The sequence below is a fragment of the Rubinisphaera italica genome, assembly GCF_007859715.1.
Classification (GTDB): Bacteria; Planctomycetota; Planctomycetia; order Planctomycetales; family Planctomycetaceae; genus Rubinisphaera; species Rubinisphaera italica.
Genome location: NZ_SJPG01000001.1, coordinates 3,053,579 through 3,076,785 on the forward strand (window position 1 = coordinate 3,053,579; position 23,207 = coordinate 3,076,785).

At 49.3% G+C, this 23,207-nt stretch carries 23 protein-coding genes, 1 tRNA gene and 1 pseudogene; 12 read left to right on the forward strand and 13 right to left on the reverse strand.

What is annotated here, in order from left to right:
• Nucleotides 1–8 precede the first annotated feature (8 nt).
• The 4 genes from Pan54_RS11370 to Pan54_RS11385 all read right to left on the reverse strand — a co-directional run bounded on the left by Pan54_RS11370 (nucleotide 9) and on the right by Pan54_RS11385 (nucleotide 5,404).
• On the reverse strand, nucleotides 9–1,352 hold the full coding sequence (locus Pan54_RS11370; RefSeq protein ID WP_165441733.1) for a UDP-N-acetylmuramoyl-tripeptide--D-alanyl-D-alanine ligase: 1,344 nt from the start codon (nucleotides 1,350–1,352) through the stop codon (nucleotides 9–11).
• A gap of 94 nt (nucleotides 1,353–1,446) precedes the next feature.
• On the reverse strand, nucleotides 1,447–2,967 hold the full coding sequence (locus Pan54_RS11375; protein WP_146503598.1) for a UDP-N-acetylmuramoyl-L-alanyl-D-glutamate--2,6-diaminopimelate ligase: 1,521 nt from the start codon (nucleotides 2,965–2,967) through the stop codon (nucleotides 1,447–1,449).
• 422 nt (nucleotides 2,968–3,389) lie between these two features.
• Complete coding sequence (locus Pan54_RS11380; RefSeq protein ID WP_146503599.1) at nucleotides 3,390–4,175, reverse strand: alpha/beta fold hydrolase; 786 nt, start codon at nucleotides 4,173–4,175, stop codon at nucleotides 3,390–3,392.
• Nucleotides 4,176–4,219: 44 nt separating this feature from the next.
• Nucleotides 4,220–5,404 (reverse strand): LLM class flavin-dependent oxidoreductase, encoded by a 1,185-nt coding sequence (locus Pan54_RS11385; RefSeq protein ID WP_146503600.1) that lies wholly within the window; start codon nucleotides 5,402–5,404, stop codon nucleotides 4,220–4,222.
• 191 nt (nucleotides 5,405–5,595) lie between these two features.
• Here Pan54_RS11385 and Pan54_RS11390 point away from each other — a divergent pair, with 191 nt between their 5' ends.
• The 5 genes from Pan54_RS11390 (at nucleotide 5,596) to mnmG (ending at nucleotide 9,520) form a co-directional block, all read left to right on the forward strand.
• On the forward strand, nucleotides 5,596–5,886 hold the full coding sequence (locus Pan54_RS11390; protein ID WP_146503601.1) for a hypothetical protein: 291 nt from the start codon (nucleotides 5,596–5,598) through the stop codon (nucleotides 5,884–5,886).
• A gap of 107 nt (nucleotides 5,887–5,993) precedes the next feature.
• The gene (locus tag Pan54_RS11395; protein WP_165441734.1) at nucleotides 5,994–7,010 is read left to right on the forward strand and encodes a ThuA domain-containing protein; all 1,017 of its coding nucleotides are present in this window, start codon (nucleotides 5,994–5,996) and stop codon (nucleotides 7,008–7,010) included.
• A gap of 39 nt (nucleotides 7,011–7,049) precedes the next feature.
• A complete protein-coding gene (locus Pan54_RS11400) occupies nucleotides 7,050–7,271 on the forward strand; it encodes an addiction module protein (protein WP_146503602.1) in 222 nt (73 codons plus the stop codon).
• 44 nt (nucleotides 7,272–7,315) lie between these two features.
• Nucleotides 7,316–7,621 carry a type II toxin-antitoxin system RelE/ParE family toxin gene (locus Pan54_RS26800; RefSeq protein WP_146503603.1) on the forward strand — a complete coding sequence of 102 codons (306 nt, stop codon included), beginning with the start codon at nucleotides 7,316–7,318 and terminating at the stop codon, nucleotides 7,619–7,621.
• Between the two features lie 57 nt (nucleotides 7,622–7,678).
• Complete coding sequence (mnmG, locus tag Pan54_RS11410) at nucleotides 7,679–9,520, forward strand: tRNA uridine-5-carboxymethylaminomethyl(34) synthesis enzyme MnmG (protein ID WP_146503604.1); 1,842 nt, start codon at nucleotides 7,679–7,681, stop codon at nucleotides 9,518–9,520.
• A 220-nt stretch (nucleotides 9,521–9,740) separates the two neighbouring features.
• Here the strand turns inward: mnmG and Pan54_RS11415 are convergent, their stop codons facing one another.
• A complete protein-coding gene (locus Pan54_RS11415; RefSeq protein WP_146503605.1) occupies nucleotides 9,741–10,721 on the reverse strand; it encodes a DUF1559 domain-containing protein in 981 nt (326 codons plus the stop codon).
• A 302-nt stretch (nucleotides 10,722–11,023) separates the two neighbouring features.
• On the opposite strand from Pan54_RS11415, the gene Pan54_RS11420 reads away from it, so the two are divergent.
• The 5 genes from Pan54_RS11420 (at nucleotide 11,024) to Pan54_RS11440 (ending at nucleotide 15,455) form a co-directional block, all read left to right on the forward strand.
• The gene (locus Pan54_RS11420) at nucleotides 11,024–12,838 is read left to right on the forward strand and encodes an APC family permease (protein WP_146503606.1); all 1,815 of its coding nucleotides are present in this window, start codon (nucleotides 11,024–11,026) and stop codon (nucleotides 12,836–12,838) included.
• A 296-nt stretch (nucleotides 12,839–13,134) separates the two neighbouring features.
• Nucleotides 13,135–13,896 carry a class I SAM-dependent methyltransferase gene (locus Pan54_RS11425; RefSeq protein WP_146503607.1) on the forward strand — a complete coding sequence of 254 codons (762 nt, stop codon included), beginning with the start codon at nucleotides 13,135–13,137 and terminating at the stop codon, nucleotides 13,894–13,896.
• The gene (locus tag Pan54_RS11430) at nucleotides 13,889–14,440 is read left to right on the forward strand and encodes a TlpA family protein disulfide reductase (protein ID WP_242631288.1); all 552 of its coding nucleotides are present in this window, start codon (nucleotides 13,889–13,891) and stop codon (nucleotides 14,438–14,440) included. The genes Pan54_RS11425 and Pan54_RS11430 overlap by 8 nt, the downstream gene beginning before the upstream one ends.
• A gap of 436 nt (nucleotides 14,441–14,876) precedes the next feature.
• Nucleotides 14,877–14,949: transfer RNA gene (locus tag Pan54_RS11435), tRNA-Asn, on the forward strand.
• Between the two features lie 200 nt (nucleotides 14,950–15,149).
• Entirely contained in the window at nucleotides 15,150–15,455 is a 306-nt protein-coding gene (locus tag Pan54_RS11440; RefSeq protein ID WP_146503608.1) for a hypothetical protein, read from the forward strand.
• Nucleotides 15,456–15,566: 111 nt separating this feature from the next.
• Here Pan54_RS11440 and Pan54_RS26805 read toward each other — a convergent pair.
• Nucleotides 15,567–16,646 (reverse strand): annotated as a pseudogene (locus Pan54_RS26805) (recombinase family protein); the annotation flags it as partial.
• Nucleotides 16,647–16,649: 3 nt separating this feature from the next.
• Nucleotides 16,650–16,907 (reverse strand): hypothetical protein, encoded by a 258-nt coding sequence (locus Pan54_RS11455; protein WP_146503609.1) that lies wholly within the window; start codon nucleotides 16,905–16,907, stop codon nucleotides 16,650–16,652.
• A gap of 3 nt (nucleotides 16,908–16,910) precedes the next feature.
• Here Pan54_RS11455 and Pan54_RS11460 point away from each other — a divergent pair, with 3 nt between their 5' ends.
• Nucleotides 16,911–17,090, forward strand: a complete 180-nt coding sequence (locus tag Pan54_RS11460) for a hypothetical protein (RefSeq protein WP_146503610.1) — start codon at nucleotides 16,911–16,913, stop codon at nucleotides 17,088–17,090.
• A 104-nt stretch (nucleotides 17,091–17,194) separates the two neighbouring features.
• On the opposite strand, the gene Pan54_RS11465 is transcribed toward Pan54_RS11460, so the two are convergent.
• From Pan54_RS11465 to Pan54_RS11480, 4 genes are all read right to left on the reverse strand, one after another.
• Nucleotides 17,195–17,389, reverse strand: coding sequence for a hypothetical protein (locus Pan54_RS11465; RefSeq protein ID WP_146503611.1), 195 nt, complete (start codon nucleotides 17,387–17,389; stop codon nucleotides 17,195–17,197).
• A gap of 263 nt (nucleotides 17,390–17,652) precedes the next feature.
• On the reverse strand, nucleotides 17,653–17,877 hold the full coding sequence (locus Pan54_RS11470; protein WP_146503612.1) for a hypothetical protein: 225 nt from the start codon (nucleotides 17,875–17,877) through the stop codon (nucleotides 17,653–17,655).
• A gap of 475 nt (nucleotides 17,878–18,352) precedes the next feature.
• Entirely contained in the window at nucleotides 18,353–18,601 is a 249-nt protein-coding gene (locus tag Pan54_RS11475) for a hypothetical protein (protein WP_146503613.1), read from the reverse strand.
• Nucleotides 18,602–19,104: 503 nt separating this feature from the next.
• Nucleotides 19,105–19,497, reverse strand: a complete 393-nt coding sequence (locus Pan54_RS11480; protein WP_146503614.1) for a hypothetical protein — start codon at nucleotides 19,495–19,497, stop codon at nucleotides 19,105–19,107.
• 296 nt (nucleotides 19,498–19,793) lie between these two features.
• Between Pan54_RS11480 and Pan54_RS11485 the strand changes: the two genes are divergently transcribed.
• Nucleotides 19,794–20,234 carry a tyrosine-type recombinase/integrase gene (locus Pan54_RS11485; RefSeq protein WP_146503615.1) on the forward strand — a complete coding sequence of 147 codons (441 nt, stop codon included), beginning with the start codon at nucleotides 19,794–19,796 and terminating at the stop codon, nucleotides 20,232–20,234.
• Nucleotides 20,235–20,240: 6 nt separating this feature from the next.
• Here Pan54_RS11485 and Pan54_RS11490 read toward each other — a convergent pair whose 3' ends face one another.
• Nucleotides 20,241–22,547, reverse strand: a complete 2,307-nt coding sequence (locus Pan54_RS11490; protein ID WP_146503616.1) for a bifunctional serine/threonine-protein kinase/formylglycine-generating enzyme family protein — start codon at nucleotides 22,545–22,547, stop codon at nucleotides 20,241–20,243.
• Nucleotides 22,471–23,055 carry an RNA polymerase sigma factor gene (locus tag Pan54_RS11495; protein WP_146503617.1) on the reverse strand — a complete coding sequence of 195 codons (585 nt, stop codon included), beginning with the start codon at nucleotides 23,053–23,055 and terminating at the stop codon, nucleotides 22,471–22,473. The genes Pan54_RS11490 and Pan54_RS11495 overlap by 77 nt, the downstream gene beginning before the upstream one ends.
• Between the last annotated feature and the right edge of the window lie 152 nt (nucleotides 23,056–23,207).

Here is a 23,207-nt window from a genome sequence, read left to right on the forward strand (position 1 = left end):
CTGAATATTCAGGCGGCTCTCTTTAAGGGCAGCACAAATTCGGAAGTTTGCTCACGATTTTGCAACTCTTGTACGATTCTCCCCATTTGCATGGCGTGCGATCCTTTGACAAGCACTGCTGAACTCGATGTTGCCCACAGGTTGAGGATCGGTAAAAGATCCTTCATGGATTCGAAACTCGCAATCCGGCTTCCCGACATGCCCCCCTGGTAAGCACCCCGCGCGAAATCGCGGGCTTGAGGGCCGTAGGTGATTAAGAAATCAATTCGTGACCGAGCGACCAATTTGCCGAGTTGACGATGGTGTGCCTCAGACGATTCTGCCAATCCAAGCATGTCTCCCAAAACCGCAACACGTTGAGAAACATTCGGAACCTCAGTCAATGAGCATAGCCCGGCACGAACGGAAAGCGGACTGGCATTGTAGGTGTCATCAAGAATGAGGCCCCACTTTGTCTGAATGTGATGGCACCGCCCCGGTATCGATTCAAATCGATTCAATCCTTCCAGAATTTCTGTCGGTGTAATATCCAACTCGTATGCCAGCCCTATGCAAATTAGAGCAGAATTGAGCCAGTGTCGACCCGATGCGGGAAACTCATACGGATAATTATCGACTTGAAATCTTAGAATGCCCTGCTCGTATGTAATATCACTTGCAGCGATATCACAGCTTTCCGTAACGCCAACTGTCAGAACTTTTGCTTGAATTTCACTCCTTATTTCAGGGAGTTGATACAAATGCCATGGCAGAAAGACATGTCCTTGTCTGGAGATACTCTTGAGCAGTGCTCCTTTTTCCTGGACAACCTGATCCAACGTACCCAGCCCATCCAGATGAGCAGGTCCGATTTCGGTGAGAATTCCAATTTCAGGTTCAGCAATCTTGGCCAGGCAATCGATTTCTCCAGATGCAGAAGAGCCCATTTCGATTAATGCGAATTCATGCTCTGGGGTCATCTGCAGTAGACTCAGAGGCACACCGATTCCATTGTTGTAATTCTGAGGGCTCTCGCAACCGGTGTATTTTCCGCTAAGCATTTGATAGAGCATGTGCCGTGTGGTCGTTTTGCCGACAGAACCGGTAATTCCAATGACCAGAGCCTCGCAATTACTCCGGTGCCAGTTTGCAATGATCTGCAATGCCCGTTTGGTATCCTCAACGAGGATGCCTGGGAACTTGTATTCCCCGGTTTGCCGTTCGACAATTGCTGCCAACGCCCCCTTCCGTTTAGCCTCTGCAATATAATCATGGCCATCAAAATGCTGGCCTTGAATCGCAACAAAGAGATCTCCACGAGTAATCGTTCGCGAATCGATACTGATTCCATTGACAACTTTACGCAGATCCAATGAATGTGGATCTGTGTTGAATAGTTGGCCATTCAGAAGCTGCGCCAATTGTTGGAGCGCGATGGGAGTCATCAGCGACTGATATTTCTGTTAATTATGCAGACTTGAGAAGAATTGGTGAGGAGATTGCAGAGAGATCGTTGAGTACCTGTTTGGCTTCGCGAGCATCATCGAAGGGGATCGATTGATCACCGATCAGCTGGCTGGTTTCATGGCCCCGACCAAGAATCAGAACACAATCGCCGGGTTCGGCTTGTTCAATCGCCCAGCGAATCGCAGTACGACGATCTGGCTCGACGCGATCAGCACAACATCCTGCGGGAAAACCGGAAATGAGATCATCTAGAATTTGTTGAGTCGATTCCTGACGGGAATTGTCGGCTGTCAGAATTATGCGATCGGCCCCAAGAGCCGCTTGAGTCATCAGGCTTCGCTTGCTGCGATCCCGGTTCCCCCCTGCCCCGAACAGACAGATCAGTTTCCCATCGATGAGATGTTTCATCGTGGAAATCACATTTTCGATGGCATCGGGGGTGTGTGCGTAGTCGACAAAACAATGGATGGGATGATCGGAGCAGACTTGCTGCAGTCGTCCTGGAGGCAGAGCCGCATTCTCAATACCGTTGATGATTTGCTCGTCACTGCATCCATGATAACTGGCCGTAACCGCTGCCAGAGCCGCATTCATTACGTTGTATTTTCCCGGTCGAGCAATAGAAATGTTGACAACATGACTTGGCAGATTGATTCTAAATTGGCTGCTGGATTGATCCATCGATTCGATTTGAATCCAGTGGTCGGACTGATCATCAAAGCCAACGGTAATCGGTTTCTGAACACAACGATTTCGCTCCAACGCACGGCGGATATTCAGATCATCCCCATTGATGATGAGTTGCCCTTCATGATGGGTGTAGTCTGCAATCAAAGCTTTAGTTGAGCTATAGTTCTCAAAATCGGGATGATAGTCGAGATGATCTTGAGTGATGTTGGTAATAATGGATGTATCCAGAGTGATTCCCGCGATCCGTTTCTGATCCAAAGCATGGCTCGAAACTTCCATCACCGCATGCGAAGCTCCAGCGACAGCCATACGTTGTAACCATTCCGCCAGCACTTTGGCATCGGGGGTCGTCATAGACGAAGTGACTGGTCTGTTTCGGGAGTCGTCGTACTGTATTGTTCCCAATAATCCTGCTGGTTTTTGAGAGGCGTTCAAAATCGATCGCAGCAGCCAGGTGATGGTCGTTTTTCCGTTCGTGCCAGTGACGCCAATTGTTTTAAGTGCTTCCGAAGGTCTGCCACGCAGGTACTGACAAAGCCAGGCGTAACTGCGACGCACATCGCTGACGACGCACTGCGAGGCGTTCAAATCAGGGCATGGAGTATCTGTCAATATCCCGCTGGCCCCGCGTAAGACCGCTTCTGTCCCATACTTATTTCCATGACAGTTTGTTCCAGGGACTGCAACGAACAAATCGCCATGCTGGCAGTCATCGGAATGCGGGGTGAGATCCCGAAAATAGATGTCGCCACAACCAACAAAACTGGCTGAGGGAAGGAGCTGCCGAATGCTGTGCAGCGTCACTGGGCGCGAATAGGAAACCGTGTTCATCTTGAAACGTCATCCCTGACCGAATTCCCGATTTCGAGAATTCTACTCTTGTACATATTCGTTATGTCCACCCAATACTGAGGGTTGAAGAGAAAATCATGTTCAACTTCAAAATCAGAGATCGAGCGACCGTGTTCCAGTCAGCATCATTGCCGACTTCCTGCGTAGCCCACTGATTTTCCAGTTTCTGGCAGATTCGTCAAGATCAGTCCGGATTTGTATTAATCGCCAAGACGCCAGGAGAAAAAAGAAAGAAATACCAAACTTGGGTGGCACGCCCCTGAGCATCGAGATGATCGCGGTGGTTGGGCTCGATGTCCACGCCCATCACTTCATTCTGGGGCGTGCCGCACACCACTATACATTCATAAAATCGTCTATCGTGATAAATTGTAACGGAATTCTTCTGGCTTCCTGGCGGTTCAATCACTCAGAAATTTACGAACTTCTTCAACGAATCGTTCAGCTTGTTCGTAAGGGAGCATGTGACCAGTCTTTTCAAAGATTTCCAGCGTAGCATTTGGAAGGGCATCGACCAGAAACTTTCCAGTTGCGACGGGCAATAGTTGATCGTCGTTTCCCCAGAGGATTCGCACTGGGCACGGAATGCGGAAGAGGTGATCGGGCAGGCGGGGATTATGCAGATAAGGATTCCAGCCGACACGGGCAGTGGCTTCGCGGGCCTTGAGCCACATTAATATGCGATTATCTTCGAAGGAAAGGGGCATCGCTTCTTCGATGACAGGCGAGTTGGGATCATAGAATAAAAGTGATTTCAGTTTTTCGATATCATCGCTGAACAGTTCCCCCATCGGAGCCTCGGGAATGCGGATTCCAGCTGTATTTACCAGCAGCATTTTGGAGATTCGCTCCGGTCGTAATATGGCAAGTTCCATTCCGGTCCAGCCACCTAACGAGAAGCCAACAATCGGCACCGTTTCCAGCCCTAATACATCGAGCAGATCGACATAATGCCAGGCGTAGTCGGTGATGGAATGGATATTTTCGAGCCCTCGGGAATCTCCAAAACCGGGGTGTGCGGGGAGATAAACGGTGAAGTACTGAGCCAGCATTTCATGAAATCGGGTCCACTCCACTTCTCCGCCTGCACTATGCAAATAGAGCAACACCGGGCCTGCTCCCCCAATGGTGATTTGCGTTCGTTTTCCACGAACATCAATAAATTTTGATTCTGTAACTGAATTCATAGTTCTCTCGTGAAGTATCAAAATTAAACTCGTCGGTCTGGCTGTTAATTCACGGCTAAAGCATTTGAAATTTCTTCGTCCGTAGCGGGCTCGCCGAGTTCTTTTCGAAGGTAGGGCAAAACCTGCTCAGCAAACAAAGTCATATTCTTTTTGGTCAGGTCAGCCGGCAAGGTTCCGATTTGGAAGAGTCCCAGGACATTGCCGACTCCGAAATCCTGCACATAATCCTTCATCTTTTCACGAACGGTTTCCGGGCTGCCGACCATCGCATACCCCCCTTCTTCGATTTCCTCTCGCGTGATTATATTCCCCAGGAATTGCTTCAATGCTATACCGATGCGGGCGATTGATTTAGGTGAGGAATAACCGGGTGGAAAAACCATGAGTCCTTTCAGTAATTTCCTGATAAAATAGAAGAGATGTTTTTCGTATTCCGCCCAGGCCTGCTCATCGGTTTCGGCGACGTAAATTGGCACGAGCCAGCCAGTTTGTTCTTCATGTGCTGTATAGCCATTTTTTTTACAGGCTTTACGGAACATGTCCAAATTCTTCTTTAGAAACGACTTATGAAAGTAGGGACTGCCCAGATAACTGTAACGACGCTTGGCCGCCAGTTCGGTCGTTTCCTTGCTGTCTTCACCGGAAATCCAGATCGGTGGATGCGGTTTCTGATAAGGCGTTGGCCAGGGATTCACGTGCCTGAGTTTCCAGTGCTCTCCATAATGCTCGAAGGGGCCCGCCTCGGTCCACGCACGGACAGTCAGATCGAGAGCTTCCTGAAATTTATTGCGAGCGTAGGTCGGATTCATGCTGAACGAGTCATACTCCGGCCCTCCACCCAGATGCATCCCAGCAATCAGTCGACCACCGGAAATGACGTCAATCATCGCGAATTCTTCGGCTACGCGAGTTGGGGGATCGTAAAATGGCAAGGCGTTGCCAATGATGGCGATTTTGACTCGCTTTGTCTGGCGAGCGAGGATCGAACCCATTAAATTAGGGCTTGGCAGATGCCCATAAACACTCTGATGGTACTCGTTGATACAGACACCATCGAAACCGATTTCTTCCGCATAAATCAGCTCGTCCAGAAAACGGTTGTAAAGTTCATGGCCGTAAACCGGGTCGTACAAGGAATTTGGGACTGTCGTCCAGGCAGTATCGTATTTCTCCTCGAAATCATCGGGAAGCTTATTGTACGGCATGAGGTGAAAAGTGAAGAATCTCATCGTTTAAACCTGGATGTGATGTGAAATTTATTAATGAAGGCTTTGGCACGATTTCATTTATAATTATGCAATTGGCAGCAAAAGCAATGTGAGAGTACACAAACCTTTTTATTGTCACGGAAATTGATTTTCCTGAACTGCATAGATCGAAAATTTGATACAAACACGTATAGTAAAAGGGACTTCCTGATATGGCCGGACAGGATTACAGCCGCTACCAGCAGAAGGTGATTAAGCGATATTATGATAATCGTGATCAGATTGACCAGCAGAAACTGAGCGAACTGGTGACGAGTCTCTATTTGGCGACCCCCAAACAGGCTGTCAAAAGATGGGAGACCGCTGAAAAAATTCTTGAGCGAATCGACATTCCTCAGTCTCGATTGGATCACATCCTGAAAAAGAAGGATCCCGCGATTCTGGCCGCTGTTGTCGATGAACTCAACAAAGGGATCATCAAAATGAAGAAGACCGAGAAGTGAAAATCGTTCGGGAACTAATAATTGACTGATAGGACAGGCTTGAAGACTGTCCCTGAAGACTGACATCACGTCAAAATCAACTTACCTTTATTGTAGGATTATCCATTATGATACGTTGTCTGCTCATCGCGTTTCTGAGTTGTGTTCTGTTGCCTTCCGCCAGTCCAGTGGAAGCGGCCAAACAATACGTCGTTTACAATGGCACGAACGGCCCCGGGTTCGGTCGACATATCGTGATGATCGCCGGCGATGAAGAATATCGTTCTGAAGAAGCCTTACCGATGCTCGGTCAGATTCTCGCGAAAAATTATGGCTTCAAATGCACGGTTCTGTTTCCGGTCAATCCTGAAGATGGCACTATCGATCCAACGAATCAAACGAATATCCCGGGGATGGAGCAGGTGGCAACAGCTGATCTGGTCGTACTGTTTCTTCGTTTCCGCGAATTGCCCGATCAGGACATGAAGTATCTCGATGATTACTTACGTTCCGGCAAACCAATCATCGGATTACGAACATCGACTCACGGATTCAACTATTCGCGTAATCCCAACAGCCCTTACGCAAAATATGGCTTTAACCACTCCGGCTCTGAATGGAAGCAAGGATTCGGCAAAGAGGTCTTTGGTGAAACCTGGTACACGCATCATGGCAAACACAAAAGTGAAAGTACGCGTGGAGTTCTTGAGAAAGACAAGCTGAACCACACGATCTTGAATGGTGTCGAAGATTTGTGGGGTCCAACCGATGTTTACGGAATTCGCAAACTCCCCGAAGAAGCCGATGTGCTTGTATGGGGAGAAGTGCTATCAGGGATGAAACCAGATGATCCAGCTGTCGAAGGTGACAAAAACGACCCGATGATGCCGATTGCCTGGACGCGGGATTATGAACACTCAAACGGAAAAAAGTCGCGAGTATTCTGCACGACTTTCTGTTCGTCAATCGATTTGCTGAATGAAGATTTACGACGAATGATCGTCAATGCCTGTTTCTGGTGTCTCAAGATGGAAGACAAAACACCCGAGAAAGCGAATGTAGAGATTGTCGGGGAATACGATCCCTCGTTTTATGGATTCGGTGCGTTCAAGAAAGGCATGAAACCTGAGGATTATGCGTGGTAGCAATCTGATTTACTAAGTTTTTTCATGAGAAGGTGAAATATGTCAATCGATGTTGAAGAACTGAAATCGTTATCTTCTGTAGAAAAGATTGAACTGATTGGAATTCTCTGGGATGACCTTGATCCGCAAAGTATTCCGATTTCGGAATCGACAATAAACGAAGCCACTCGACGGTATGAAGAATTATCAGAGAGTGGTAGATCTGTTGAAGAATCGACAATGTGGGACAGACTCGATAAAAAGTTACAGAAGGATATTTGAAATTTTAGGATCAAGTTCTGTTGTCATGAAATGAAATTGCATTCATGGAATATTCCCGAGTATTTCATCGCGAGTTTGAACGTGATATTTCATCAACAATGGAATGGTATGAATCTCACCAATATGGAATAAGCGCAAAGTTTATTGCGAATGTGAGAGCAGCAGTTCAATTAATTTGCCAGGATCCGACTCGCTACACTGTAACAAGGCAAGAGCTTCGATATTTATCAGTAAAAAATTTTCCTTACATTGTTATCTACAGAGTTTATGATTCAACGATTTACTTTCTGGGAGTTTTTCATACGTCGCGTGATCTTGATCGAATCATTAAGGATTCGAAACGATCTTAGGAATTATCACGTACCATTTCTGGTCCGGTTCGAACTGAAAACTAAACGAGCAACTCAATGGGTTCTTCCACTTACGATTTTGATGTCATTGTTGTCGGAGCCGGGCATGCCGGGACGGAGGCGGCGCTGGCTGCTGCACGTCTGGGGGCGAAAACGGCTCTGCTGACGATGAATGCCGATACTGTCGGGCAGATGAGTTGCAACCCAGCTATTGGTGGAGTTGCCAAGGGACAGATTGTTCGTGAAATCGATGCCCTGGGCGGTGAGATGGGACGCGTGATTGACGAAACGGCGATTCAGTTTCGCATGCTCAATCGATCTAAAGGTCCGGCTATGCACTCCCCGCGTGCTCAGGCAGATAAAAAGGCCTATCAGTTTTCGATGAAGTGGCGGGTGGAATCGCAGGAGAATCTAACGCTCTGTCAGGAAATGGTCGAAGATATTCTCGTCGAAGATGGCCGCGTGACAGGAATTCGCGTACGGGGTGATGCCATTTATCGTTGTGCCGCCCTCATCCTTACCACAGGCACATTTCTCCAGGCGATTATGCACACTGGCGAAGCAAAGACGCAGGGTGGACGTGCCGGAGAAGGAACGACGGGAACCGTTTCCGATGCCCTGAATCGTCTGGGCTTTGAATTGGCACGCTTCAAAACGGGAACGCCTGCCCGGCTGAATGGACGCACGATCGATTTCAATCAACTCCAGCGACAACCGGGCGATGCCGATCCGCAGCCATTTTCTTTTATGACGGATCGTATCGAGCAGGAGCAGATGGAGTGCTTCCTGACTGATACCAATCAACACGTTCACGATTTGATTCGCGCCAATCTACATCGGGCTCCCATGTATTCCGGTCAGATCAATTCGACTGGACCACGTTACTGCCCTTCAATTGAAGATAAGGTTGTCCGATTCAGCGATAAAGCATCGCATCAGATTTTTCTGGAGCCGGAAGGACGACGGACGCATGAGATCTACTGCAATGGAATCTCTACCTCCCTGCCCCGCGATGTGCAGGATGAGATGATTCATTCCATTGCCGGCCTGGAAAAAGCCGAAATCATGCGATACGGCTATGCTGTGGAATACGATTTCGCACCGCCAACACAGTTGAGTCCAACTCTGCAAACCAAGAAAGTTGCCGGTCTGTACTTTGCAGGTCAAATCAATGGCACAACGGGTTACGAAGAGGCAGCCGGTCAGGGTTTGATCGCCGGGATCAATGCAGCTTTGAAAGTCGCCAATCGACCGGAATTTATTTTGGATCGCAATCAGGGTTATCTCGGCGTGCTGATTGATGATCTTGTCACCAAGGGCGTTGATGAACCATATCGCATGTTTACTTCGCGTGCGGAATATCGTTTGATTCTGCGTCAGGACAATGCCGATCGTCGGTTAACACCGCTGGCGATTCAGTTGGGAATTGCCTCTGCAGAACGGATCCAGCGGTTTGAAGAGAGTATCGCTCAGATCGAACGGGGGCAGGGTTATATCAAAAAGACTCGCTACCACGGTCAAACTCTGGAAGACTGGCTGCGACGTCCTGATTACGACTGGGCCAAACTTTGCGAAATGGTTCCTGATCTTGCCACGCTGGGCTTATCGGTACGAGTCATCGAGCAGATTGAAATCGATGCCATGTACTCCGGCTATCTGAAGAAGCAGGAAAAAGAAATTGCACGTTACTCGAAAATTCATGCCGTCAAAATCCCGAGTACCTTCGACTATCATGCCCTGCCCCAGTTAAGAAATGAAGCCAAGGACAAACTGAGCCGCATTCGCCCGGTTACAGTTGGACAAGCAGAACGAGTGAGCGGCATCACTCCGGCTGATTTAACAGTCCTGCTGATGTACTTGGATAAAGCGGGTAAACCAAGTCCTGAAAGTGCGACGTGATCCATGAGTTCCTCGGAATTAACTGGTGATTTTTAAGACCTTTCACCTTTCCGAAGGATTAGTGAGGAATCACGATTTATTGTACATCTGTGGAAATCGTATCAAACCACGACAATTTATTAGTTTACTGCAGCGGTTTAATGGAATCGGAAATAAAAAAGGAGGATCGATTCAATCGACCCTCCCATAGTGGATTTCACCTAGATTGCAGTAATCCTAATTAGAATTCGCCAACAACCAGTCCGTCATCCTTCACGCCAAGTCGCTGGAAGGTTCCCATCGGCGTTGTCCCGGCAGCGTTGCGAGAGTCCACATTCTCACTGATAAATCGGACAGATCCATCAGCAAGAACGAACTGAGCACCTCCCTTGTGAAAGCTGCCAAAGCCATCATTGGTGTTGCCGGGATCTGGTCGGCTTTGATTGATGCCGAAAATTTCATTTGTTGTGCGACTGACCATATCATCGTACTTGTGCTGTCCAAACGCTCCCCATAATCCCCCTCTGGTAATTCCTGAGCCAGTATTAAAAGCGTAATACTGATTCCAACTAACTTCCCCAAGCATAATGGTGTTCGATGTCCCATCGACAACATCTCTCATTAGTACCTTTGAATTCGTATAGAACATTCCATTCAATTTGCTGTACGTCGTAGACTGCCCGCCATTTGCATCATTTCCACGACAGGCAACATAGCTCGACGTGCCACAATTATTCACTCCACGTGATGGTTTCGTATCGCTTGGACAGGAGAATGAATCAAGAGTTTCATTCAGAAAATTGGTGTTCGATGGAGCATCCAAGACACCAATATTTGAAGGTTGCCCACTACCGGGACAAGGTCCATTCATTACAAAATCCTGAGCATCATAAATGGCCCCCTCTTCCAACATTGGCAAAATATGAATTCCCCATCCCGCATTATACTGGACAAATCGGTGGTCCCCATCGGAAAGCCCTGGACAATCGGGGATAACCCAACCTGGAGGAAACACGCGGTGTGTATCGTGGTAGTTATGTAATGCCAGACCAAGTTGTTTCAAATTGTTTTTACAACTCGAACGACGAGCAGCCTCGCGGGCCTGCTGAACCGCTGGAAGCAACAAAGCAACCAGAATCGCAATGATTGCAATGACAACCAAGAGTTCGATGAGTGTAAAACCATCTTTCTGTCGATTTAGACGCCTCAAGATACTTAACATGAACTTTTTCTCCTTAGATTAAAGATAATCGATGAAATTCGCGGTCGGAATGATGCGAATAAATATATGTTCCTGATTTTCGGTATATTAGATGGTTTTATCGACTAAACTGCAAGTTTGAATATATTGATGCTCAAATGTTAATAACAAAACGCAATGAAAATAAACATTTATTCACACTTCTGGTGTTCGTATCTCATTTTGAGTATTCTCCCGATTGAATTCTTATTGCATCCCTCATGCCTGCAGCCATACTGAAAATTGTTTAGCGTTTCGACATTCCACGGATTAGAAATTGAGAAATGGAAGAAGAAAAGCAACACACAAAACTGGGGCAACTGGCATCGACTGCCATTTGCGGAAATGACATTACCTCATCCTGTTTGTATGTTTCTGCGTTGGCAATTGGTTATGCGGGGCGCTGGGCACCTGTTTGTTTGCTGATGGTGGCGGGTACGCTGTATCTGTTTCGATCGATTTATGCAGAAGTTGTCGGGGCGCTTCCTCTCAATGGAGGAGCCTATAACGCCCTGCTGAATACGACGAGTAAATTTCGAGCCTCGGTAGCCGCCTGCCTCACAATTCTTTCCTACATGGCGACTGCGGTGATCTCTTCGAATGAAGCTATGCATTATCTGCATGAGCTCTGGCACGGTTTGCCTGTCATCCCAGCAACCATCGGGTTATTGGCATTTTTTATGGTGCTGTCCATTATTGGAATTACGGAATCTGCCGTCGTCGCGATTGGAATATTTCTTTTTCATCTTTCCTCAATGCTGCTGCTGATGATTCTATCCGCTATTACCGTCTTCAATTCGGGAACAGAAATCCTGTGGGCGAATCTCGGAGAGCCAGCTCCGGGGGGCATCTGGATGGCGTTATTCTTCGGCTTTGCCGCTTCGATGCTGGGAATTTCTGGTTTTGAGTCTTCTGCGAATTTCGTCGAAGAACAAGCTGAGGGCGTCTTCCCAAAAACCCTGCGGAACATGTGGCTGGCGATTACATTTCTCAATCCGGTAATGGCAATTCTAGCTCTTGCTTTGGTAACAACTCCAGAAATTCGCGATACTTATCAGAATGCGTTGCTTTCGCACATGGGAGTGATCGCCGGAGGAAACTGGTTGTCGTGGTTGATCAGTGTCGATGCGGTTCTAGTACTCAGTGGGGCAACATTGACCAGCTATGTCGGCGTGACGGGACTCATCAAACGTATGACACTCGATCGCTGCCTGCCGCGGTTTCTCCTGAAAGAAAATCGACGAGGAACTCCGCATCGAATTATCATCATGTTCTTCCTGCTTTCGGTTTCAGTGCTGATGATTACTCGTGGCGACCTCAAATCGATTGCTGCTGTTTATACCCTCTCATTTTTATCGGTAATGGGATTATTTGCAGTTGGGAATTTACTGCTGAAAATCAAGCGAGCCAGGATACCCCGTCCTTCGAAAGCATCCTATTTAACGGTATCGGTGGCTTTGCTGGCGGTCGGGATTGCCATCTATGGAAATGCGAGACTCAATCACCAGTACCTGCTGGTTTTTTTTGAGTATCTTGTGCCAACCATTTTGATTGTGACCGTCATGTTGACACGCACTCAGATCCTTGAACTGATCGTATTTTTTGTTGACGAAATTCGTCGTAAAATTCGACGAGAACGAAAAGATGCTTTCAAGCAGGATGATCGCATCTCTGCTGCCTGGTGGACGCGGCTGGGCAGGCAAGTCAATCACCTCGATACGAATCTTCATAACTGGCTCTCAAAAATTCGCAATCAGCAGATAGTGTTCTTCACTCGTGGGGATAACCTGCCAAACTTAAATCTGGTCATGCTGTACATTCGAGATAACGAACACACAAATCATGTCAAAATCGTATCGGTCATCCACAAGGAATCCGAACTCCCACCCAAGTTTAAAGCTCATCTGCAGTTCCTGGATGAAACCTATCCTGAGATCGATATTGAATTTGTCGAAATTCAAGGAGAATTTTCACCAGAGCTGATTCAATCTCTTTCTGAAGAGTGGAAGATTCCAGCCAATCTGATGTTTATTGGTGCTCCCTCTGGAAAGCTCAAGTACCACTTGGCGGATCTTGGCGGAGTCCGCTTGATTATCTGACGGGACATCGTACATCATTATCGGTCAGAGTATTCAACAGCTTTTGGTCGCAACAAAGATTGTTTCTATTCCAGCTAACATCCGACGTTCACAAATTTTACTATTATAAAATATCTTATATCTTAATTTTCCGTATAATAGATCACAAACAGATCCAGACGCCACCAAACATCATGTTAAACTTGATGCGACTCTTTTCATCCTGAATACGGAGGGGAGAATGAGTCATCTGCTGTGCTTAACGCTTTAGAACTCAGCTATAAAAAATAATCAACACGAATGACGGAAAATTCAAAATGACATCTCTAATAAAACGGCTTTTCTTCTTTCAAATACTGGTATTGATCGCAGTAACATCTGTTCAATCTGATGAACCTGCCAAAGAACAAGCCGATGACCGCTACGAATGGAAAGCCGAACATGATCCCAATGGTATTGGGAAATTCTATATGGGGCGTGAAATCGCACATGTAATGGGGCATCCTGCGGCGATGTGGCTGGAACGACCGGAGCGGGAAGCCGAAGAGAATCTCTCTCGGCTCATTGAATTGCTCAAGCTCAAGCCTGGCCAGATTGTTGCAGATATTGGAGCTGGCAGCGGCGTACTCACTTTGAAAATGGCTCCGCTGGTCGCACCTGAAGGTAAAATCATTGCGGTCGATATCCAACGGGAAATGCTCGTCCGCCTCAAAAATCGAATGCATCAAACGAAAATCGAAAATGTCGATTTACACCTGGGAGCTCCCAAAAGTCCAGAACTCAAAGCCGAATCGGTCGATCTGATTCTGATGGTCGATGTCTATCACGAATTTGAATTCCCCTACGATATGGTCCAGAACATGGCCGCAGCTCTCAAGCCGGGCGGACGAATTGCATTGGTCGAATATCGTCTGGAAGATCCTGAAGTCCCAATCAAACTCGTCCACAAGATGTCAGAAGCTCAGTCCATCAAAGAAATGACGTTGCCCGAGTGGAATCTGACTCACACCGAAACAATCGACGAACTCCCTCGGCAACATCTGATGATTTTCACCAAGAACACTCCTAAAGATGAATAACGAACAGCAGAAAAAAAATCGCTTTGTGATGGATCTTGCGGGATCATTTTTCGCTGTCACAATCTGTATCTTTGCAGCCTTCTATCTCATTTGGACAATCAGTCAAGGAGGAACAAGTACTGATCGTGGAGGGTTGGCGGTTGGAGAAGTCGCTCCGGAAATCTCAGCAGCCGGCTGGGTGAATGGTGAACCGCCCACTGATCTCACTAGTAAAGTCATCGTGGTTGATGCTTGGGCCACTTGGTGTCATCCTTGCCGTCTAGCGGCACCTGAACTGGTTGAGATTTATCAGAAGTTCGCGGATCGAGATGATGTCGTCTTCATTGGATTGACCAGTGACGAGATTTCAGTCATGCCAGCCATTGAAAAATTTCTGGAAGAGCCAGGCATCACCTGGCCGAATGGGTACGGGGCTTCTTCCTGCTTGGAGAAATTTGAAGCAGAATACATCCCCTCAGCCTGGGTCATCTCAAAATCTGGAAAAATTGCCTGGAATTATGACTCCTCAGGAGATCTGGAATCTGCTATCCGTAAAGAACTTTAAAGAGACAAGCTTTTAATGAAAACCCGTTCACTCGAACTCATTTCACAAATAAAGTTCGATTAGGTGAGTTATCACCTTGCATATCCAACGGCTCTCAAATTCATTTGATCAACTCACCAAATTCAACCCAACCGTTTGATTTCCAATGATTCCTATCCTTAAAATTTTGATGAAAACATCGCAAATTATACCCGATTAATCAGTCATCATTCACCTACGTTGGTAGCAAATCTTACAAAAAAAAATTGCCTCTTCACAAAAAAAGAATTTTTTAAATCGATAAACGCAACACCTTACCCGGCCTAATGTTATCTTCTCAAAATCAGTAATTATTTTCCTGACATTCATACTTGATTTCAATTTCCAATCCCATTAGTATTCGCGAACCAAATGGAAGTGAACGTGTCTCCAAAAGACATAACATGACCAAACACAATCCCCTGTAGCTCAGCTGGTAGAGCAAGCGGCTGTTAACCGCTGGGTCGTAGGTTCGAGTCCTACCGGGGGAGCTCTCCGGACGGTTGTGCGAACATTTCCGTTCCGGGTTAACACTTTCGGGATCGTTACCAGAATTGGTGACGATCCCGTTTTGTGTTTGGGGTGGGGGATCGTCGTCTTCGGGAAGGTCTGAATCCCAGTCAAAACCCCTATCTGGACGGACTTCCGGGAAAAGTTTCAGCACATAAGTGCCGGTTTTTCCATCTTCGGAATGTTGCAACTCCAAAACTTCGATGTAGTGATGAAGGATTTCTGTTTGTTCTTCTGGAGTTGCGGCGTCGAGAATGGTTCCCACATCCTGCCAAGACTCGATGAACGTCTTTGCATCCTGACTGATCCGCTTGGCGGGCTGTTGATTCTTTTCGATCTGGACCAGCTGCTTTTCGATCCTGCTGTCTTCGCCCTCAAGCTGTCTCAGTTCGCTTTCCACGCTCTTCAGACCAGCGGCTCCAAGACTCTTGAGCACTTCAAGCAAGCGAGTGATGTCGGCTCTGGTCTTCTGTTGTTGGCGGCGTAGCACGTCTTCTTGTTGTTTCAGCTTGTCAGATTCGGTAGCCAGACACTCGATTGCTCGATCGACAATCTTTTCTCTCGTTTCGATGACCTGCCCAATCTCACGTACGCGGGCAATGACTGCTTCTTCAAGTGCTTCAGCCGGTATTCGTGGCGAGTTACAGGAATATTTGCCAGCTTCGTGGCTTTGGCGAGTGCAGCAATAATAGTGGTACGCTCGATGCTTGTTGTGGGCAGAGTGACCGACAAGGTGTGCACCACAAGGACAACGAAGTAGACCGGACAAGAGATACTGGCGGGTGTTCTCCTGCTTTTTGCGGTTTGTGCGTCGTTTCGTGGTCTCGCCAAGTACCAGTTGAACTCGCTCGAACTGTTCGGTCGCGATGATAGGGGAGTGGCAATCATCGACTTTGATGTCTTGCCACGAAACGCGACCGGTGTACACAGCGTTTCGCAGAATGCGTATGACCTGCTGTTTCGAAAAGAGATTCCCACCGCACACTTTCCCGTTGCGGGTTTCGTAGGTCGGAAAGCGGATTCCCGAATCGCTGAGCTTCCGTGTGACTGCACCGGCAGAACCCAATTCCTCGAAACTGCCGAAGATTGAACGGACGATGGCCGCTCCAGGTTCGTCGATGATGAGTTTGCCATCGTCGCTGCGATAGCCAAGAACATGACCGCCGTTCCATAAACCACGTTCGGCACGGTCTCGCATGATCGAAACCGTACGTTCAGCGGTCATCTTTCGTTCGAGTTGAGCGAAGACCATGATGAGTTGAATCATGGCTTCGCCAGTTGGCATCGACGTGTCGAACTTCTCTCGAAGCGAAATGACATCAACATCGTGATCAGCGAACATTTCCCAGAGATCGACGAAGTCCTTGAGGCTTCGCGTGATCCGGTCAAGTTTGAAACAAATCACAACGTCGACGTTTCCGGCGATAATATCCCGCTTGAGTCGTTTCAGCTGAGGACGGTTCTGATCTTTCGCGGACTTACCGGCGTCAACATAAAACTCGACAGCATCGACATCCCAGCCTTCACGACGGATGCGGAAGTCGACTTCCTGTTGAATTTCGTTCTGCTGAGCGACAAGGCTATCGCCCTCCGTGGCCTGACGCTGGGAGGAAACGCGGACGTACCCGGCGATCCTGCGTGTTGCCGGAGCCTTTTTTCGATTCTTTGATCTCGACATGGTTTATTCCTCGATTTGGTCGCTAGTTTCTTTCGATGCGACATCTTCGTTCAATTGGATTGTAGCAACATTCCGTTCTTCATCGGACTGACCTTCAGCGAGGCGAGCCAGAACAGAAGCGATCACGGCCTGGCGTTGCGTTGATCGCGTACTCGGTTCGACGTTTGCCAAAGGATGTTGTTCGTTAGAAGGAATGTCGGCTCGGAACTGAAGAATGACGGGCTTTCTCTTACGCCTCTTGGAAATTGCTGGTTTATTCATGAGATGGATATCCGCTATGTATGTATGAAAAATGCCGCCGAACGACCTCTGGCGAGGCAGCTCGACGGCATTCGTGATCATTGGATGACGGGAGTGGCTGAGGACAGCTGGGCTGACGCCCGTGAAATGAGGACGCGACCACGGGCAGCAGCACGCCTGACGCACGGCGTGCGAAGTCCGTAAGGACATCGCAGTACGTGCTGTTCAACGTGCAGAAACCAACCGCAGCGGTCGCGTCCATTTGTTTGCTCCTCAAAGGGAAATAAGCGGGTCGTACGACGCGCCGGTTAGCTGTTGGCCTTGTCGTCTGCTTTGCTTTCGTGCTGTTTCATGCGGACTTTGTAGGCCGTCTGAAGGCACTTCCAGCAGAGCGGACTCTCTTTGAGGAAGCCGTCGGAAAATGTGGTTGAAACGCAATCACGGGTGCGTTCGCACCACGTGCAATCAACCTGTTCGTGAAACGTGGACAATGTGACGTGCATGCTGACTCTCCTTGTGTAGTCAAGAAACGGATAACGCGCAGCGGGATTGCCACGCGGGGAAACACAGGGGGTGAAATGCCGAGAGCGGCTCAGCATTTCAGGAGAGTCGGCCTGTGAGACCGTTATTCAGCCGATGAAGACAATGAGTTCGTCAAACGACGACGCTATCGAATTCGCCCAGCTTCCTTCCGCACGGGAAGGGAATCGAGAGACGTCAGGGCGTCTCTCGAATATCCTTTTACGCATCGCACGGGGCGAGCGTCTCAACTCTTGTCCTTCGTTTTCGTCTCAGAGCTAGCATCGGACTGAGACTGTTCCATCATGTACTGCCACGCCTGCCGACTGAGAAACTCAGCCATTGGCCAGTCATCAGGAGCAAGGAAATAAGTGCTCTGCGTCTTCTCTTCATCATCTTTGTAGAGACGACGAATCGTCGTTTTGAAATTGCTGATCGTGTGATCTTCAATTTCATTCTTGTAACGGAACACGCTGACCACGATTCCTCGGCGACTGAAAACCTTTTCAGGCTTGGTAGTAGATCTTTTGCTTTCCATAGCAGTGAAGGGGTAACAAACAAAAAAAGCCCACACCGAAACGACCGAAATACAACCCTGATGCACAACAGTCGCTCAGGTGGTGTGGCTGCATTCAACGAATGAAATGGACGGTTGACGACCAAATGACGAGCACAAAAAGCAATGCACTCTTGGGAGTCGAGACGACTCTGGTCAACCAGTGAAGAAGCGGGGCTCGTTCGAAAACGGCTCAGGCAAATCCGCCTAGTTGCTGATGAAAATCACGCGATAAACGCCGTTCATCAGATGTGGATATTACAACAGAATCTGTGACAATTTTCAACGGTTCATTCATGAAAATGTCGCAGTAGTTTCGTGATGAAAACTACTGCGACGGTGGTTCAACAACACAATTGTCGATCAGCTTTACAGCCGAACGATCGCGGCGTTACGAATGGCTTTCCGCTTCAATCGATTCAACGTGCTGCATGGCAAGTTGCAACGCGCGCAGTGCGTTGGGCAAGTCAGCCAGTCCGAAGCTGGAAGACGATTTCCAGTTGTCGCCATCACGATACCGGCGTTGCAGATTTACGTTGCGAATCTGCCGCGTTCCACCATCTCTGTCGACTTCGTTGATAAAGACTGATGCTGAAACCAGTCCGATACGAAATGTCTTCTCGGGGGTCTTGTTCGCCATGTTCTTTCCCTTTCAGTGAGTGACCACGATTCGTTCTCCTGTGGCGAGTGCCAAAGGAGTGGCCGCCAGAAAACGCCGCAGCGAGTTTGCAACACAGTTGAGTCGCGATCACCGGAAATGCGTTTCTGTCGGCGGCAAGTGAGAGAAGCTCAGCAACTCTCGGAGTCATGGCGTCCCAAACAGGGCGCGTTATCTGCCGGTGAAAAGGAAGGCTGAAAACACAGGCTCCAGTTCGCCCAGCACAATCTCGGTACGACACGCCAGAAGGAAGTCCAGCGTGGCCGAGTTGTTTTAAGAGTTGAGAGCGGGGTAACCCGCTCTCAAATGCGTCAGTTCACAAAACGTGAACCGAGTACCGACCAGTGAAAATGCTGGGTCAGTCCCTTCATCAGCCGAAGCCAATCAAGTAACAGACGACACTAGCAAGTCCGCCTAGTCTCCAAACAATGCTTGACGAATCAAACACCGAATGGCATTCTCTTTGTGTTCATTCCCGATCGAGATCACACAAGTAAGTTTGCGATTCCGATCACAAAGAAGCCACTGATCAGAGCGGCTTCCAATCCAAGTCCCGGTATCAGCCGGGGCTTGTTTCGTTGAGCAGGCTGTGACGCCCATTCAATCTTGCGGAACAACTTTCTCCACTTCTTCTCCTGCTTCCGCGTTTGCCGTTGTCGCTGGCCAAAATCGATGACCTCTGTGACGAGTTCAGTCTCGCGCTGTTCAAGACTGCGTCTCTCGTCGGCCAAGTCGATTTGCCGGGCCAGCAACTCCATGCTGATGACAACTGGCTTGCGCCAAAAGTGCCATCGGCTTGGCGAATTGATGACGACGGGCATCGCCATCTTCGACGCGACATTGCGTTGTCGGATCGATGGGGGAACGTGATGTTCCATACGAAAATTGGGAAAGAACTAAAAGCCGCCGTGAGGCGACACGTCCAAGTGATCGACACTTTTCCGATACCACAATTAGAACAACTTTTGACGAAAAGTCCATATTGGAAATGCCGTCCCAAGGCCCGTTGCAACGAAGTTTTTGGAGGGGGCAGCTTACCGGAGTGACCAACGGAACGACGGCTCGAACCGGAGGGCTGAATGCCCAACGAGTTCGATGGGTGCAGGGGCGCAGCAGCCAAGCGAAGCGCGGCATAGCGTAGCCCTTGCCCCAGCCGCTTGGCGCGGCCCTTGGTATGGACTGTGAGGACTACTTCCCGAAGGGGCGAAGAATGTGGTTCCGACTTTGTGAGAAAGGCTCGAAGCATCACGAGGTTCCGGCCCACCACAAGGCCGAGCAGTTCATGGACGATTACGTCGCGGCGGCAGAATTTACAGGGCAGACAGGTGCTCCCCTCTTCCGTTCGCTTGATCGCCATCGAAATTTAACCGAACGCCGTTTACATCGAACAGAAGCGTTGCTCATGATTAAACGGCGGGCACGCAGAGCGGGACTCCCCTATTCCCTCTGCAACCATTCGTTCCGAGCAACGGGCATCACTGCATTTCTCTCGAATGGCGGAACGCTTGAAAATGCCCAGCGAATCGCAGCACACGAGTCGCCAAGGACAACTAGCCTCTACGACAGAACGTCAGATGAAGTGTCGCTTGACGAAATCGAACGGATCGTCATTTGACTCATCCTACTGTTTTTCTCGGATGGATCGGGCTACCCGAAAGCCTCGATCGAGATCGAATGTGTGGGGCCGGTCTTTGCCACGGTTGGCACAAGTCCCGTTGATGGCCCGAAATCGTGTGTCCCAACTGCTACCCCGGAACCCACGTAACTGGCCTTCGTCGGGGCCATTCGGATCAAAGGTCGGTGACACCGGATAGTAGCTTTTGTCGTACCAATCAAAGACCCATTCCCAGACATTGCCGTGCATGTCGTACAGACCGAACGCATTGGGAAGCTTCGTTTCCACCGGCTGCGGACTGGTCAAGCTCTGAGATGCCAGCCAACCGAAATCCTGAAGCGATTGTTCGTCCTCGCCCGAATACCACGTCGCCTGTGTGCCCGCTCGGCACGCATATTCCCATTCGGCTTCCGTCGGCAGCCGATACCCGCTTCCACCAAGGATCGAGACCGTCGCGCCGGTTACACGCATTTCTTTGTGTTCGGCGTCAGTCATCGCGTAGTAAGGTGAAAGCCCTTCACGACGGCTCAGGGCGTTGCAGAAGGCAACCGCGTCATACCAAGTCAAGGATTCTACCGGGCGGTTTCGCGAGTCGCCGCTCCTGAAGCGACTTGGATTCTGTCCCATGACCGCTTCATACTGCGATTGCGTTACTTCTGACACCGCAAGCAAAAAGGGGCGCGTTAGTATGACGGGATGCTCGGGTTCGTCGGACTGGAAACCAAGTGCACCACGCGCTGTTCCCATGCGGAACTCACCCGGCGGAATCACCACCATGCTCATCTTCAGTCCGTTCGTTGCCTGCTTGGGAATGCCAAGAAAAGATGTCCATGCGTCCCGCGCGGTGCGTACTTGTTGCTCGGTGAACGGAGACTGCAAGCGTCTTGGTCGTTCTATTTGACCAGCGGCGGTTGCGGTTTCTTCGATTCCGTTCTTGTTTTCCGTCGGTGGAGTTTCGGATCGGAAGAACACTGCCCATCCTGCGCCAGCGATCACAATGGCTGCTAACACAAACAGTACCGGTAGCAATCGCCGAGAGGCGCGTACGGTTGTTGACTTTTTTTGCCAGCCTTGCAGCGCCTCGGCAAGCTCGCTAACTGACGCAAATCGATCTTTCGGGGCCTTCTCAAGGCACTTCAGACAAATGGAACTCAACTCTGGCGGAATGGCGTTGTTCAACTCAGTGAGCGGGATCGCATGCCGTTCCTGTACTTCACAGAGAACGCTTGAGACCGTTGTTCCCTGAACGACTCGCTGGCCAGTGAGTAACTCATAAAGGATTGCCCCCACGGAGTAGAGATCACTGGCTGGCCCGATCGGATGGCCGTCGCCTTCTGCCTGTTCCGGTGAAATGTAAGCGGGCGTTCCGGCAATGTAATGACTCGAATGCTTTGCTGATGCGAGGTCAAGATCACGGACCATGCCGAAGTCGGTCAGACGGACGTTAAAATCGCCATCAACAAGAATATTGGCCGGTTTCACGTCACGATGGAGAACGCGGGCGTCATGCGCGCACGTGAGGGCGGCACATAACTGGATCGTCAGATTGACTGCCTGTTCGATTGAAAGCTGTTTGGAATTAAAAAGCTGGGTCAGTGAATCACCTTCGACGTACTCCATTACGATGTATGGCGTTTCCGATACCGTGCCTGAATCATGAACGATGACGATATTGGGATGCCGCAGCTTGCCGACGACTTGAGCTTCCTTGCGAAATCGACGCAATGCATCCTCATCAGCCCACTTCTCATCCTGTAACACTTTGATGGCAACAAGCCGGTCGGGACCAAGCTGGTGGGCCTTGTAGACGATGCCATTAGCGCCACGACCAATCTCTTCGAGTATCTCGTAGCCCGGAATCTCGGGTCTCAGGCATAGGCCCGACGCCATCGAAAACAACTTTCGAATCTGCTCGCTTAGATTCGGAAACCGGTGCAGATACTCCGGTAAGGTCGGAGGTGTCGCCGAATCCTCCCGGAGGCATATCTCGTGAAATATCAAATCCACAATGTGTCGTTCAGAATCCGCTGCGAATTGCGGGAAGGCAGCGAGATACTCTTCGACGCGACCGGGTTCGCTTGGTCTGGCCAGCAAGTCAGAACTGCAAATTGCCAGCAGTTCGTCCACCGTCCAGTCATCGGGGGTGATTGTATCGCCAACGTCGAAGGACTCCCCTCGCTGTCGTCGTGAAACGAGTTCAGCGATGACAGCTTCGAGAGGCGACGAATCTGGCGAGTCATTCTTCATCGAGGTCCAACTCTTCCGTGACTCGTTCCATTGCCCGGCTGAGTTGTTTACGCAAGGCGCTAGCACTTACCGGGTATTGCTTGCTTAACTCAACGTAGGTCATGCCTTTCGAGTGAATCGCATCAAAGATCGCCTGCTCGGAGGCGGTCATCTTCGAGCGGATGAACTGGACGAACTCGTAGCTTTCAATCTTCGGCTGTGGATTATCGGAGTCACCGTGCAGCAATGCGGCTGCTTCACTCGCTTCTTTCTCGGCCATGAATCGCTGGATAGCACGCTTGATTCGGCGCTCAACAATTGTCCGAACCGTTCCGCGAAACGCACCGAACTCAGGAAAGGACCATTTCTCCCAGTTGCTGATTAACCGGCGAACGACCGAATTGCAGACATCCATGGTCTCTTCGATCTTGCGGTGCAGTGGCGTCCGCCGAACCCTGATCGCGATCAGCAATTCTGTTTCATAAGCGTCGAAGAACGCATCCTGTGCCGATGAGTCGCCTCGTTGCGCGTCTTGAAGCAGCACAAACAGCTTGTCGTCGGTGAGCTTTCGTTCGTTCTCGTTCGCTACATTCATGGATACCACGTCCCCGATAGTCGATAGGGAAAAGCCTTTTCCGAAAAAGTTGAAAAATCGTGTCCCGCAGCTACTACTTCCCGGTTTGTACCCAAGTAGTCACCGAGTCAGTCGGAGGGCTGCGCAGTTTTGGTTCATGTTAACCAAATCTT

Excerpts from the sequence above, each read along its gene's own strand:
- Pan54_RS11375 (WP_146503598.1), bottom strand. The coding sequence starts at position 2,967 with ATGAACACGGTTTCCTATTCGCGCCCAGTGACGCTGCACAGCATTCGG.
- Pan54_RS11380 (WP_146503599.1), bottom strand. The coding sequence starts at position 4,175 with ATGAATTCAGTTACAGAATCAAAATTTATTGATGTTCGTGGAAAACGA.
- Pan54_RS11385 (WP_146503600.1), bottom strand. The coding sequence starts at position 5,404 with ATGAGATTCTTCACTTTTCACCTCATGCCGTACAATAAGCTTCCCGAT.
- Pan54_RS11390 (WP_146503601.1), top strand. The coding sequence starts at position 5,596 with ATGGCCGGACAGGATTACAGCCGCTACCAGCAGAAGGTGATTAAGCGA.
- Pan54_RS11395 (WP_165441734.1), top strand. The coding sequence starts at position 5,994 with ATGATACGTTGTCTGCTCATCGCGTTTCTGAGTTGTGTTCTGTTGCCT.
- Pan54_RS11400 (WP_146503602.1), top strand. The coding sequence starts at position 7,050 with ATGTCAATCGATGTTGAAGAACTGAAATCGTTATCTTCTGTAGAAAAG.
- Pan54_RS26800 (WP_146503603.1), top strand. The coding sequence starts at position 7,316 with ATGGAATATTCCCGAGTATTTCATCGCGAGTTTGAACGTGATATTTCA.
- mnmG (WP_146503604.1), top strand. The coding sequence starts at position 7,679 with ATGGGTTCTTCCACTTACGATTTTGATGTCATTGTTGTCGGAGCCGGG.
- Pan54_RS11415 (WP_146503605.1), bottom strand. The coding sequence starts at position 10,721 with ATGTTAAGTATCTTGAGGCGTCTAAATCGACAGAAAGATGGTTTTACA.
- Pan54_RS11420 (WP_146503606.1), top strand. The coding sequence starts at position 11,024 with ATGGAAGAAGAAAAGCAACACACAAAACTGGGGCAACTGGCATCGACT.
- Pan54_RS11425 (WP_146503607.1), top strand. The coding sequence starts at position 13,135 with ATGACATCTCTAATAAAACGGCTTTTCTTCTTTCAAATACTGGTATTG.
- Pan54_RS11430 (WP_242631288.1), top strand. The coding sequence starts at position 13,889 with ATGAATAACGAACAGCAGAAAAAAAATCGCTTTGTGATGGATCTTGCG.
- Pan54_RS11440 (WP_146503608.1), top strand. The coding sequence starts at position 15,150 with ATGTTGCAACTCCAAAACTTCGATGTAGTGATGAAGGATTTCTGTTTG.
- Pan54_RS11455 (WP_146503609.1), bottom strand. The coding sequence starts at position 16,907 with ATGAATAAACCAGCAATTTCCAAGAGGCGTAAGAGAAAGCCCGTCATT.
- Pan54_RS11460 (WP_146503610.1), top strand. The coding sequence starts at position 16,911 with ATGGATATCCGCTATGTATGTATGAAAAATGCCGCCGAACGACCTCTG.
- Pan54_RS11465 (WP_146503611.1), bottom strand. The coding sequence starts at position 17,389 with ATGCACGTCACATTGTCCACGTTTCACGAACAGGTTGATTGCACGTGG.
- Pan54_RS11475 (WP_146503613.1), bottom strand. The coding sequence starts at position 18,601 with ATGGCGAACAAGACCCCCGAGAAGACATTTCGTATCGGACTGGTTTCA.
- Pan54_RS11480 (WP_146503614.1), bottom strand. The coding sequence starts at position 19,497 with ATGGAACATCACGTTCCCCCATCGATCCGACAACGCAATGTCGCGTCG.
- Pan54_RS11485 (WP_146503615.1), top strand. The coding sequence starts at position 19,794 with ATGGACTGTGAGGACTACTTCCCGAAGGGGCGAAGAATGTGGTTCCGA.
- Pan54_RS11495 (WP_146503617.1), bottom strand. The coding sequence starts at position 23,055 with ATGAATGTAGCGAACGAGAACGAACGAAAGCTCACCGACGACAAGCTG.